Below are 12938 nucleotides of genomic sequence, written 5' to 3'. Positions count from 1 at the left end.
AAGGTGAAACGAATCAAGCAGATGTCAATCTGATTCATCATTTTTTTGAGCAGCGACTAATCGTTGGATGAGCTTGCTTAATTCATCAAACTTTCGTTCAAAGCGTGTCAGCAAGTAAACCGTCAAAATGGCAGGAAAGCCAGCCTGACCGAGCTGCTTCAGCCATTCCTCTGAAAAAAAGGTCTCCATTTGTCTCACCTCCCAGCGGATACTCGTCTTCTATATAAGTGGTATGAAAGAAGAAAAAGGAAAGTAGAGGGGGAGAAAATGAATCATTAGACCCGTTTCACGAAGTTTACTTTTTTTAACTTTTGTCCACTTAATGCTAGTAGAGGGAACAAAGGGGAGGATGCACATGGATTATCGGCTGTTATTGAAAGCAAAATGGAAAGAAATCATTGATCACCCGCTCATTCAGCAGTTTTTAAGCAACCCGAAAAACGAGCAGCTGCTCCGGCAAGTCATGGAAGAGCCAAACGAGGAAAATGCCAAAAAACTAGATTCCGAGTTCAAACAGTTCTATCAGAAAATCCGCATCATCAAGTATATCTCCACAATGATACGCATCTTTTCAGTCGACTTTGACAAACGAGTAAAAAAGAAACAGCAGCGTTTTCCGCTCATACTCGATCATCCTGATACGCAAGAAGTGAAAGACCCTGTTCAAACAGATACGTATGAAGCCGTGCTCTTCAACCAGCAAGACCTAGGGGAGCACTTGCAAGATCAAACATTGTACAAGGCCTACCAGCAGCTCACAGACAAACAAAAAATGGTCTTAACCCAAATCTATGTCGAAGGCCAAACGATGAAAGAAATAGCCGATCAGTTAGGCGAAACAAGACAAAACATCTCAAACATTCACAAAAAAGCACTCAACAAACTAAAAGAAGAAACAGGGGGAGATGTCCGTGCACGGAGACAAAATCACCAATGGAGAAATGGAAGAACTCATTGAAACCTTCACACCCATGATCAAAAAGAAACTACAAAACACGGCATATCAAGAAAGAGAAGACCTCGAACAAGAACTCTACATCAAACTCATCGAAAAAATAGACCGGCTGATTTATCAAGAGGGGCCTGGCTTTTGGGAGTTTATTGTGGAATATATGACGAAGTTGTAAGAGAAGCTGATGGTGCGAATGTGAGGTGAACATAAAATCCCCGGTGCATTCGCACCTTTTTATTCGACAAAATTGAGAGAAAATGTATATTTTATGAAGGGAAAAACAAAATTCTTTATTGAAAGTTGTGGATTTTGCCTATCATTTCCTGAAAAATGTTACAATTAGGGCAGAAATCGCAGTCGCACTCTACATGAGTGCGTGGATTGAAATATTTCCGATTCGATGACAGGCACGTCCACTTTTTGTCGCACTCTACATGAGTGCGTGGATTGAAATCCTTTGACAGTCACAAATTTAACCGAAGAATCTTCGTCGCACTCTACATGAGTGCGTGGATTGAAATATGCATGTATCTATATTGCGCCCACCCGAATGATGGTCGCACTCTACATGAGTGCGTGGATTGAAATATCTTGATTTATCGTCTTTGAATCCATATGAGCGTCGCACTCTACATGAGTGCGTGGATTGAAATATGTTGTTGTGCATATTGTGTCTGATTAGCTTTTGTCGCACTCTATCTGAATGTGAGGAATAAAATTCTTGTCAGTAGGTAGCTTGAAAGATTTATTGACATTGCGCTTGAAATAGGTGTGAAAAACATAAATCTGTCTCGCCATTTTATTAATGAATTCAAAGATGTTGATGAAGCAGCGAAATAAGTATGATTATCATCAGTAATAGTTTTTAATTAAATAGGATTAAGAGAGATTCGGTGCGAATGTGAGGTGAACATAAAATCCCTGGAACATTCGCACCTTTTTATTCGACATAAATGGGTAAAAATGTATATTTTGTGAAGGAGAAAACAAAATTCTTTATTGAAAGTTGAGGATTTTACCTATCATTTCCTAAAAAATGTTACAATTAGGGCAGAAAACGCAGTCGCACTCTATATGAGTGCGTGGATTGAAATAAAAATATTTATTGTCTCGTCTTTCACTATATTTGTCGCACTCTATATGAATGCGTGGATTGAAATAAGAAGAGAAGAGTATATTATATGTGAAAATACCAGTCGCACTCTATATGAGTGCGTGGATTGAAATCATTCAATGGTCTATATTCTGTTTCAAGGTTTGCTGTCGCACTCTACATGAGTGCGTGGATTGAAATTTCCATCTGCAACCGTTGTTTATATCCATCAAGTCGCACTCTACAAGAGTGCGCGGATTGAAATTTCGGTTTGTAACTATATTTCGCACCTCTTACAGTCGCACTCTACAAGAGTGCGCGATTTTAAATGATTGTCTCTTAAACGGGTATAGCCACCTCAAATCCATCTTCTTACAATATCCTCTTTCAATTAGCCATCAAATATACTGTTCATTTGTACAGTGAAAACATGACTCCTTGCAGTCATGTTTTTTTCTTCTTCTTTTTCCTAAATAAACCTTAAAAAATCTCAAAATAAGTCGAAATGAAAAGTAGTCATTTAGATTCAAATTTTATCCATTCGTAGTGAATGATGAAGGAGGAATTGTTTTGGGTGAAACGGAGCGAACCGGTAAAGTTGAGCAGCTGATCTTAGAGAATTATCAAAGATTAAACAGCATGATATCCGAAGAAGTAGACTTTGCTTCTAATCATGGCGGGCTGACAGGAGATTCTAGAGAAGTGATGTGGTTGGAGTTTTTTCGGAAAATTATTCCTAAAAAATATTCATTAGCACAAGGTGTCATCATTATTGACTCAGAAGGAAATCATTCTAACGAAGTCGATATTGCCGTATTTGATGAACAGTATACACCGTATGTGTTCCAACACAATTCGTTGAAGTTTATACCGATTGAGGCGGTTGCGGTTGCTATTGAATGTAAAAGCTCTAATTTGAAAGAAAAAGGTTTAGAAGAATGGTCTGAAAAAATAAAACGGCTAACACCAAAAACAACAGGAATTGCTAGAATGGCTACAGGTTACTTTACAAGTGAAAGTAACACACAAAAGAGGACGCGTCCTTTACTCATTTTAGCAAGTAACTTTAAAAGAGAAGAGGACCAAACAATTTCAAATAAAGCAGCTGAATTAGCGGTGTCTTTTGATTTTATGCTCATGAAAAAAAGCAATGAATTTCAATTAAAAGTACCTAATGAACATGAACATCTAAGATGGTGGTCAAACGAATTAAATTGTTTCAAACAAGAAAAACGATCTAAGGAAGAAGAACAATTTCTAGATGAAAACAAACTCAGCGATTTACGTATTGATGGATACGATCTGTTGACGCTAAACTTCCAATTAAATCAATTGCTGATGCTCATTAACAATCCCATGTTTTTCCCTCACTATGCATATGCCAAGCTGTTTCAGAAACAGATAACAAAGTGAAGAAAGGAGAGCGACATGACAAGGGAATCTAGTAAACCCAAAACCAATTGGCATGATGTGAAACATGCGATTGACACGAAAATCCATGAGGACCAAAGACTTTTTAAAGAGCCGCTTACTATTCATTTGGTTACGCCAATGTTTGGGGGAGGGCCCCAATCAAACTCAATTGATCAAGACAGACCGATTCGAGAAAGTGCAATTCGTGGTCATCTTCGTTTCTGGTGGCGTGCAACTCGAGGAGCTGCTTGCAAAAATGCGAATGAATTATCTAAAAGAGAAGCAGAGATATTTGGTCATACAGAACAAGCGAGCCAGATTCAAGTGGTAACCCATTATGAAACAGACGAAGTGAAAAGAAATTCAAAAGTATTTTTTAAAAAGAAAAATCATCCTTTTCCACGGTATGTTCTTTCAAATATGAAAGATGAAACACCATACCTCATGAAGGCGCAATTTTCTTTAAATATCCGGTTATCTAAAAAAACAACCCAATATGAGTTAATCAAAAAAGAAGTTGAAGCTGCCTTGTGGGCTTGGATCAACTTCGGTGGACTTGGGTCAAGAACGAGACGTGGGTGTGGCAGTTTATATTGCAAGCAATTTTCACCATACAACAAGAGGACAAAAAGCCAATTGGAAAAATGGTTTGAGCAAAAGCTTTTAGAATATGACATTCAATTGCCAGTATCAAGTCGAGAATGGCCAACGCTTAGTCGAGAATTCAAAGTACAGGCATTTCCATCATCAATTATCTCAAGCTGGCGATCCGTCATTCAGACATATGAAACATTTCGAAGAAGGTCAAACCCGAATAAAAAAATGGGGAGAAGTTGTTGGCCGGAAGCAGATACTATTCGTCTGTTAACAGGTAAGGCTAAATCAGGTCATGAAACCCCATATCCAAAAGAGAAACCATTTGAATATCAAGCATTTCCTAGAGCTCAATTTGGTTTGCCTATTCAGTTTCGATTTGCTCCTAAAGATAAGGGGAAAGACCCAAATCCTACAATGCTCCTACCTAAAGGAAAGGATCGCTTAGCTTCACCACTCATCTTAAAACCGTTAGCTATTAATCAAAAGGAATCAGTGGGCATGGTGATGGTGTTGCAGCAACCAAAGATCGAAGCTTTATCGCTTTTAGGGAAAGGAAAGCCTTTGCCTGATGTGACAGATGAACAAAGTATCTACCCAACAGCCACCTACTCAAAAAACCCATTACAAGACGAGAGTGGCCGGACGCACTCATCGGCGATTCAAGCCTTTTTACATAGCAAGGAGGTGCAAACATTTTGTCAGAAGAATCAAAAAAACAAACATTAATGCTATTTTCTATAGGGCCTGTTCAAGAATTTATTGCGCAAGCAAGGCGGACGCGTGATTTATGGTTTGGCTCTTTTCTACTTTCTGAATTAAGTAAAGCAGGTGCGAAGAAATTTCAACAACTGGGTGGAACGCTTATTTTCCCTGTGTTCAACGAATCCTCTGCAGAATCAAACAACGCACCAAATAAAATATTGGGGGAAATCTCACACGAACAGCCTTCATCCGTTGCAAGACAAGTGAAAAAAGCAATATATGACAAATGGAAGGAATACGCAGATTTTGTAAGAGGGAAAGTTGATCCTTATATTCAAAAAGGCACATGGAATCGACAAGTTGATGATTTATTGGAATTTTATGCTGTGTGGACTGAGATGCAAACTCAAGAGGAAGCGGCAAATGCGTCCGCAAGTCCATATCATATGGCTCTTCAAGAAGTCGAAGGTTTAATGGCGGCAAGGAAGACGTTAAGAGATTTTAAACAAAATGAGCCAGGGGCGTTATTCGGTGAACCAAAATCATCACTTGATGGTGGACGAGAGTCTGTTTTCCAAAAGCAAAAAACACCACAGCAAGTGGCGCAACTAGCGAAATGGGGAATTGGTGAACATGAATCATTAGATGCGATTTCAGTGATCAAACGATTGTCCTTACATAAGCACCCGAGTATGACATTTCCATCTGTATGTGATAAAGCTTTTGCTCCCTATCAAAATATGTTGGACCGAAATGAACAGATGAAGAAAGCAGCCACACAATATGTGAAAAATGTAGAAACGTATCTTGAGAATACGAACCTGACAGTATCTCCTATTGATTGGAGTGAGGCATCGCTTTTTTATGAAAGAAGAATTGAAGATTTTCTTGAACAACGAGGACTTGTCGGGACCACACGAACAGAATCGAAAAACGACATCACACAGCTGCTCGAAAAATATTTCAAAGGTGAATACAGCAAACATCACGGCCAGCCGATCAAACCACCAGTACCTTCACCTTACTATGCCTTTCTCATGGCCGATGGAGATAAGATGGGCAGCCAACTGCGAAATATACAGCATGTAGAAAGTCATATTGCATTTTCTAAAACACTCTCAACTTTTGCTTCAAAGGCTCGTGGGATTATTTCCAAATGTGAAGGTACATTGATCTATGGCGGTGGAGATGATGTCATGGCTTATGTACCGGTGCACCAATGCTTAGAAGCAGCTGGGAAATTACAAAGAGAATTTGTTTCAACGATGAAGGCTCATCAACATAGTGAAATATCTCCTTCGATTTCAATTGGAATTGCCATCGTTCATATGCTTGAGCCTCTTGAAGAAGTAAGAAGCATGGCACGTCAGGCCGAACAATATGCAAAACAAGAGCGAAATTCATTAGCGATTCATTTCCAAAAGCGAGGCGGAGGAGACACAATGAATATCTCAGTCTCATTTCAAATAGATCCAGTTGCCTCTATCCAAGAGATGACTACGTGGTTAAAACAGTCTTATTTCACATCTGGCTTTGCATATGGCTTACGAGAGTTGTATCAAACATACGAACAGTCTTCTTTTAGAAAACAGCCGGAAATATTAGATGAACTCATTCCACTAGAGATAAGACGTCTTGCATTCAAAAAGAAAACGGAAGCAAAAACAGAGCAAGAAACGAAAGAGTGGATCGATCAATTGATTGCGAAGTATATACCGAAGAAGAATACATTAGAAGAATTACATACAATCGCTGAATGTATGATCATTGCTCTTCAACTGGAGGAGGTAAGTGGACATGCCTGAAAGATGGTTTCACATTCAACCGCTTGATCCGCTGCTTATTCGTGATGCACGCCCATTTCAAAGTGTACCGGGTATACGGGCGCGTTCACTAAACGATGTTCCGCCAAGTGTGGTCGCAGGAACACTTCGAACAGCACTAGCGAAGAAACGACAATCAATCAAACACACGACGCCACTTTCTTATTATGCGAAATCTCTTGTGCGAGGTCCTTTATATCGCTGGCATGATCATTTATATGTGCCAATGCCTAATGACCTTGAGTTATTCGATGATGAGTATGGCATGTATCAAGTGAGACCGAAGCCAATGAATTCGAAAGGCCGGGGCTTTTTTGGTACAGGAAAAACAGGACGTTTTAGTGAAGAATTATGGCCGCCAGTTGGAGCTGGTGCTCGTAAAAAAATGAAATCGCCGCCTGCTTTTGTATCACTAAAGTGGATGGTGAACTGGCTGACAGACGCAGTGAATGAGAGTCAGGTGAAGGAAGCCTTGACTGAATATCAACACATGCAGAAGGAAAATCATTCTTTCAAAAAGGAAACACCACCGGCATTTATTCCAGCATTACAGCGTCAGGAACGAACACAAATTGAGGTGGAAACTGGCAGTAAAAGAGCAAAAGATCAGCATCTATTTTCAACAGAATCGCTCTTATTCCCAGATGACTTTAAACTGGAGGCGGGAATAGAGTTATCTACTGAAGAGTCAGAAGGATTAAAGCCTTTCTCAGGCATTCACCCGATAGGTGGTGAACGTCGGCTGGCTCATATAGAAGACAGGCCACATGTATACCAACAAGATTGGACATGTCCGGATGCTATTAAAGAATCGCTTAAGAACAAGCCGTATGTTCGCATGATATTGGCGACACCTGCTTATTTCAGTAAAGGATGGCAGCCCGGCTGGCTGGATGAACAGCTCATGTCAAAACCACTATTTGATACAAATGTACGACTGAAATTGGTTTGGGCATCTGTTCCACATTGGCAGCCTATCTCTGGATGGAGCTTAGCAAATAAAGACAAAGGGCGTGAAAAAGCAATACGCCGCTTAGTCCCCGCAGGTAGTGTTTACTTCTTTACAGTAGAAGAAGGAGATCCAGCAGAACTGGCCGAAAAAATGTGGCTTCAATCAGTATCTGATCGTAACCGGCGCAAAGAAGCGTTTGATCGTGAAGATGGCTGCGGGTTAGCACTTTGGGGAACATGGACACCGAATGAATAAGAGGAGTGAGAAAATGGAAGCAAGCCGTTGGTTTTGGATACATTGTTTATCCCCCCTTCATATTGGAGCGGGTGAAGGAGTTGGCGTGATTGATATGCCCATTCAACGAGAAAAAGTAACAGAATGGCCGATTATACCTGGAAGCAGTATCAAAGGCGTGCAGCGTGAACATTATCGCGCGAAAGGACAAGACACATTCGTACAAAAAGTATTTGGTACACAAGGAGATCAAGATGGAAGCGCAGGAGCAGTCGTCATGACAGATGGCCGGTTATTTTCATTCCCGGTGGCGAGTAGATACGGTACATTTGGATATGTGGCAAGTCCACTCATATTGAAAAGATTAGCCCGCGATGCAAAAGCATTAGGCGTATCGCTGGATATCCCTGATCTCATCGAAGAATCAAGCACGCTAGTCACCATGAATTCTAAATTAGTAGAGAATGACGAATTATACCTAGGTGAATTCCAAGGGGCTGCAAAAAAATCTCCACAACTAACCGATTTTGCTCAAAAGATGGCCAAACTTTTATTCGACGATAAACAATCACAAACTCTTTGGATAGAACGATTTGTGATTGTAAGTGATGACGTTTTTCAATACATTGTCACCATGAATTCTGAAGTGACACCTCGTATTAGAATTGATCATGAAACCCAAACAGTTAGTAAAGGAGCTCTCTGGTATGAAGAGTATGTACCAGCAGAAGCCATATTTTATGGGCTCATGTGGTGTGATCGTGTCGATGGAAGCAATGATTTATCTGTTAGACACCAACTTTTAAATCAACTAGAAAAACAGATGTATCTTCAATTAGGTGGAAACACAAACGTAGGTAAAGGAAGAGTATCCTGGCGTATGACAGGAGGGGAGGGATCATGAAACTCATTCAACATCATTATGCTGAGAAAGCGTATCAACATGTGATGAATGCCAAATCGAATGAGGAGAATTTCTCAAATCAATATGGACAACTCTGTCACAGATTCGCCTCAATGATCTTAACAAATGGATTAAGGCTCACCATTACATTTTTTGAGGCAAAATCAAAAAAAGGAAATGCTTATCAACAATTCGTTCAAGATATAAAAGAAACACTAGATATACAAGGAGATTGGTCAGCTTCCAATCGAGATTATTTAATCAAATCAAGACAAGCTTTAAGTGCATCTGTTTGGTTAAAAAGATATGCGGAATCTATTTTAAAGGTGGAACAAGGGGCGGAAAATGTGGAGGACATCCAATGAATCTGTCATTAACCTTAAACAAAAGCAAATGGGAGATTGGTGGTTCTACATTGTCGGACATCATAAAGGACAGTTCGAAGAAGCAGTCATTTTATGAAAATGTGATTAGTGTACATCAAGAACAGTGGAAAAAAAACAATCACTTGTTGTATGAAAGATTTGTGGAGCAATATTATGCCGATACGAAACCCACATGCCTAGTCAAGTCCATATCGCCGTTAGTCATTGGACATGGTGGAGAGGGTGTACTTGAAACGGGATTATTATTACACCCGATATACGGCGTTCCTTATTTACCAGGAACCGCTTTAAAAGGTGTAGCCTCTCACTATGCCCACTCTGTATTAGGTGAAAACTTTCCAGAACTAAAACAAGGTGGTAGTGATTACAACACATTGTTTGGAACAAACGAACGTGCTGGCATCATCGAATTTCATGATGCGCTCATGATGCCTGAGACGGTAGGAGAAGCATTCAAAGTGGATGTGATGACACCACATCATTCAGACTACAACAGCGTCAAGCTAGATAAGATGAACAAAGGGGGAAGTGTTCCAGCCCCTCGAGACGATGATTCACCAACACCGATTCATTTCTTAACGGTGGTCAACGGCCGCTTTCAACTTCTATTGAAAACAAAAAAGAATCTATCAGAAGATGCGGAATGGCTCGAACTCGCCAAAACCATCTTACTAGGCGCTTTAGAACACGAAGGAATCGGTGCTAAAACAAATGCAGGTTATGGAAGACTTAAAATGGACGACGTCATTTCATAAGACTAAGTGCGAATGTGAGGTGAACATAAAATCCCTGAAACATTCGCACCGTTTCATTCAAAAAATGAGAAAAAATGTATATTTTTTAAGGGTGAAAACAAAATTCTATATAGAAACTTAAGGATTTTGACGATCATTCCCTAAAAAATATTATAATTAGGGCGAAAATCGCAGTCGCACTCTACATGAGTGCGTGGATTGAAATTAATAGTTAGTGTGTTTAGTAGTTTTTTCATACAATCGCACTCTATATGAGTGCGTGGATTGAAATTCTTCAGCATAATTTTCTAGCTCCACCAATTTCGTCGCACTCTACATGAGTGCGTGGATTAATAATTGCGAAAACATAACTCTGCCTCCTGACTCAGTAGTCAAGTATCTAATTGAATTCAATTGTTGCTGAAATATAAATAAGAATGATTAACAAGTTTCAATAGATTTAAATAATTAGATTTCATACTAAGAAAAAGTCGGTGCGAATGTGAGGTGAACATAAAATCCCTGGAACATTCGCACCGTTTTATTCGACAAAAATGAGAAAAAATGTATATTTTTTAGGGGTGAAAACAAAATTCTATATAGAAACTTGAGGGTTTTGACGATCATTCCCTAAAAAATGTTATAATTAGGGCAGAAATCGCCGTCGCACTCTACATGAGTGCGTAGATTGAAATCAAAACAGTCTCTATTTATTACATAGTTTGAAGGGTCGCACTCTACATGAGTGCGTGGATTGAAATTATCGGCAGCCGTTGGATAAATCATGATGCCCTGCCGTCGCACTCTATATGAGTCTGAGGACTGAAATTCTCGTCAGTAGGTGGCTTGAAAAATATATTGACAATTGTGCTTGATTTAGGTGTGAAAAACATGACTCTGGATCTGTAGTCATGTTTTTAAATGGATTCAAAGCTGTTGATGAAATAACTACCTTTAAGCAATAGTTTTTAATTAAATAGAATTAAGAAAAACTTGGTGCGAATGTGAGGTGAACATAAAATCCCTGGAACATTCGCACTGTTTTATTCGACAAAAATAAGAAAAATTGTATATTTTCAGGAGTGAAAACAAAATTCTATATAGAAACTTAAGGGTTTTGACGATCATTCCCTAAAAAATGTTATAATTAGGGCGAAAATCGCAGTCGCACTCTACATGAGTGGATGGATTAAAATTGCGAAAACATAACTCTGCCTCCTGCCTCAGTAGTCATGAATCTAATTGAATTCAATTGTTGCTGAAATATAAATAAGTATGATTAACAAGTTTCAATAGATTTCATACCAAGAAAAAGTAGGTGCGAATGTGAGGTGAACATAAAATCCCTGGAACATTCGCACCGTTTCATTCGACAAAAATGAGAAAAAATGTATATTTTTTAAGGGTGAAAACAAAATTCTATATAGAAACTTGTGGGTTTTGACGATTATTACCTAAAAAATGTTATAATTAGGGCGGAAATCGCAGTCGCACTCTACATGAGTGCGTGGATTGAAATACTGCTTCAATGTATTTTTTAACAAGCAGATTGGTCGCACTCTATATGAGTGTGTGGATTGAAATATGATCATTAATTCTAGTGAATTGCCCGTTACGCGTCGCACTCTACATGAGTACGTGGATTGAAATCTCTGTAATATCAATCAGGTGGCTAGTGATCTTGTCGCACTCTACATGAGTGCGTGGATTGAAATATTTTTGGTGATATACAATTTTAATGATGAATCGTCGCACTCTATATGAGTGCGTGGATTGAAATTTAGGACAATCTTCATACCTCGCGATGACTTCGAGGTCGCACTCTATATGAGTGTGTGGATTGAAATTTGCATTTTCTTGGAGTCTTTCTGTCTCTTCGCGTCGCACTCTACATGAGTGCGTGGATTGAAATGGTGAATGGTGGGAAAAGACAAGAAAGCTTGGTGTTGCACTCAACATAAGTGCATAGATCACTGTTTCTGCGAATTACATAAATTCAAATATCTATCCAGTTCAAAATTTACACAAATGAATAATCAAAACAATGTACTTTCCCCCTAAATCCAAGCCCTACACAACAAAAAAGACTCGCTCACACAGAGCCGAGTCTTAATTTTTTTTGCAGTTTTTCTTCACTGAAAATCCAGCCGGTATAGGAATTTTTGATTTGGTGGTCCATGTCGATATGGCAGATCGCGACAAAAGGATAGTGACCTTTGCTGCGGTAGCGCAAATCAATGAACCGCACCTCGTAATGATCCTTGTATTTATCCACTTCCCACCGGTAGACAGGGGAGAAGGAGAGAAAGGCTGAAATGTTTTCATCTTGTTTGGCAATTTTCATAATTTCGGTGTCAGGGACCGGCACCCGGTTAAAGGTGTCTAAAATGACAACCTCTCCATTCATACTGCGCCCAACATGGAAAGAGGATTTACATTTCACGGCAATGCGCCATTGTCTGAACTTCATTGTAGGCGAAATAATAATCTCTTCAATTTCATCGAATCGTGCACGCAGCTGACGTTTAATCTGAAGCTGCATGATGACCCTCACGATATAGTAACAGAAAATCACGGCATACAGCGTAATAAACGTATAGCCGGGATGTCCGCCAATCGCCCAAACGACAATGGCGACAAGGTGTGTAAAAAAGATAAACGGATCAAACGTATTAATGATCCCAAGTGCTACCCATTTCTTTGAAAATGGACGAATGGCCTGCGTACCGTATGCATTGAAAATATCGACAAACACATGAAGCACAACGGCTAATAGTGTCCATAACCAAAGGTGAAGTAAATTCGCCCCCGGCACAAATGGAAAAATCACAGCCGGAATCAGCAATGACCAGAACAGTACAGCCGGAATGGAATGTGTAAATCCTCGGTGATTTCTTATATAAACCGCATTATTTTTTAGTTTTAGCACAGTATCAATGTCTGGTGCTTGGGAGCCGGCGATGGTCGCAATCATCACGGCGTGTGCCATGTGTGGATCTGCGCTGACGGCTGGATCTAAAAGTGCAAGTCCCCCAAGAGAAATGCCCATTACTACATGAGTACCAGTGTCCAATTGATTACCTCCTAGTTGTCATGCTTAGGAACAATCATACAAAGTATACGTCTCCAATCAAGACTATGTGCAAAA

Annotated in this window: 11 protein-coding genes and 1 CRISPR repeat array; of the genes, 9 read left to right on the top strand and 2 right to left on the bottom strand. The window is 39.6% G+C overall.

What is annotated here, in order from left to right; translation table 11 throughout:
- Positions 1–24: 24 nt before the first annotated feature.
- The gene (locus tag JVX94_RS10385) at positions 25–189 is read right to left on the bottom strand and encodes a YvrJ family protein (protein ID WP_073204399.1); all 165 of its coding nucleotides are present in this window, start codon (positions 187–189) and stop codon (positions 25–27) included.
- A gap of 166 nt (positions 190–355) precedes the next feature.
- Between JVX94_RS10385 and JVX94_RS10380 the strand changes: the two genes are divergently transcribed.
- The 9 genes from JVX94_RS10380 (at position 356) to cmr6 (ending at position 9811) form a co-directional block, all read left to right on the top strand.
- Positions 356–958 carry a sigma-70 family RNA polymerase sigma factor gene (locus JVX94_RS10380; RefSeq protein ID WP_144472392.1) on the top strand — a complete coding sequence of 201 codons (603 nt, stop codon included), beginning with the start codon at positions 356–358 and terminating at the stop codon, positions 956–958.
- A complete protein-coding gene (gene rsoA, locus JVX94_RS10375; protein WP_186318701.1) occupies positions 906–1127 on the top strand; it encodes a sigma-O factor regulator RsoA in 222 nt (73 codons plus the stop codon). The genes JVX94_RS10380 and rsoA overlap by 53 nt, the downstream gene beginning before the upstream one ends.
- A gap of 181 nt (positions 1128–1308) precedes the next feature.
- Positions 1309–1605: a CRISPR direct-repeat array (repeat unit 32 nt; unit sequence GTCGCACTCTACATGAGTGCGTGGATTGAAAT).
- Between the two features lie 1010 nt (positions 1606–2615).
- Positions 2616–3458 carry a DUF6602 domain-containing protein gene (locus JVX94_RS10370; RefSeq protein ID WP_205182981.1) on the top strand — a complete coding sequence of 281 codons (843 nt, stop codon included), beginning with the start codon at positions 2616–2618 and terminating at the stop codon, positions 3456–3458.
- 57 nt (positions 3459–3515) lie between these two features.
- Positions 3516–4781 carry a type III-B CRISPR module RAMP protein Cmr1 gene (gene cmr1 / locus JVX94_RS10365; protein WP_240193751.1) on the top strand — a complete coding sequence of 422 codons (1266 nt, stop codon included), beginning with the start codon at positions 3516–3518 and terminating at the stop codon, positions 4779–4781.
- Positions 4751–6562 carry a type III-B CRISPR-associated protein Cas10/Cmr2 gene (gene cas10, locus JVX94_RS10360; protein WP_205182975.1) on the top strand — a complete coding sequence of 604 codons (1812 nt, stop codon included), beginning with the start codon at positions 4751–4753 and terminating at the stop codon, positions 6560–6562. The genes cmr1 and cas10 overlap by 31 nt, the downstream gene beginning before the upstream one ends.
- Positions 6555–7787: a type III-B CRISPR module-associated protein Cmr3 gene (gene cmr3, locus JVX94_RS10355; protein ID WP_205182972.1), complete on the top strand. Its 1233-nt coding sequence runs from the start codon at positions 6555–6557 to the stop codon at positions 7785–7787. Before cas10 ends, cmr3 begins: the two co-directional genes overlap by 8 nt.
- Positions 7788–7800: 13 nt before the next feature.
- Positions 7801–8670, top strand: a complete 870-nt coding sequence (gene cmr4 / locus JVX94_RS10350) for a type III-B CRISPR module RAMP protein Cmr4 (RefSeq protein ID WP_205182969.1) — start codon at positions 7801–7803, stop codon at positions 8668–8670.
- Positions 8667–9035 (top strand): type III-B CRISPR module-associated protein Cmr5, encoded by a 369-nt coding sequence (cmr5, locus tag JVX94_RS10345; RefSeq protein ID WP_056766955.1) that lies wholly within the window; start codon positions 8667–8669, stop codon positions 9033–9035. The genes cmr4 and cmr5 overlap by 4 nt, the downstream gene beginning before the upstream one ends.
- Entirely contained in the window at positions 9032–9811 is a 780-nt protein-coding gene (gene cmr6, locus JVX94_RS10340) for a type III-B CRISPR module RAMP protein Cmr6 (protein ID WP_240193750.1), read from the top strand. The genes cmr5 and cmr6 overlap by 4 nt, the downstream gene beginning before the upstream one ends.
- A 2071-nt stretch (positions 9812–11882) precedes the next feature.
- Here the strand turns inward: cmr6 and JVX94_RS10335 are convergent.
- The gene (locus JVX94_RS10335; RefSeq protein ID WP_034623275.1) at positions 11883–12863 is read right to left on the bottom strand and encodes a metal-dependent hydrolase; all 981 of its coding nucleotides are present in this window, start codon (positions 12861–12863) and stop codon (positions 11883–11885) included.
- Between the last annotated feature and the right edge of the window lie 75 nt (positions 12864–12938).

This window comes from Bacillus sp. PDNC022, assembly GCF_016919285.1.
GTDB lineage: Bacteria > Bacillota > Bacilli > Bacillales > Bacillaceae > Bacillus > Bacillus safensis.
This window is presented reverse-complemented; position numbering and strand designations above follow the sequence as displayed.

Bases quoted from the DNA above. Each gene is read 5' to 3' on its own strand.
- JVX94_RS10385 (WP_073204399.1), bottom strand. From the start codon at position 189: ATGGAGACCTTTTTTTCAGAGGAATGGCTGAAGCAGCTCGGTCAGGCT.
- JVX94_RS10380 (WP_144472392.1), top strand. From the start codon at position 356: ATGGATTATCGGCTGTTATTGAAAGCAAAATGGAAAGAAATCATTGAT.
- rsoA (WP_186318701.1), top strand. From the start codon at position 906: ATGTCCGTGCACGGAGACAAAATCACCAATGGAGAAATGGAAGAACTC.
- cmr3 (WP_205182972.1), top strand. From the start codon at position 6,555: ATGCCTGAAAGATGGTTTCACATTCAACCGCTTGATCCGCTGCTTATT.
- cmr4 (WP_205182969.1), top strand. From the start codon at position 7,801: ATGGAAGCAAGCCGTTGGTTTTGGATACATTGTTTATCCCCCCTTCAT.
- cmr5 (WP_056766955.1), top strand. From the start codon at position 8,667: ATGAAACTCATTCAACATCATTATGCTGAGAAAGCGTATCAACATGTG.
- cmr6 (WP_240193750.1), top strand. From the start codon at position 9,032: ATGAATCTGTCATTAACCTTAAACAAAAGCAAATGGGAGATTGGTGGT.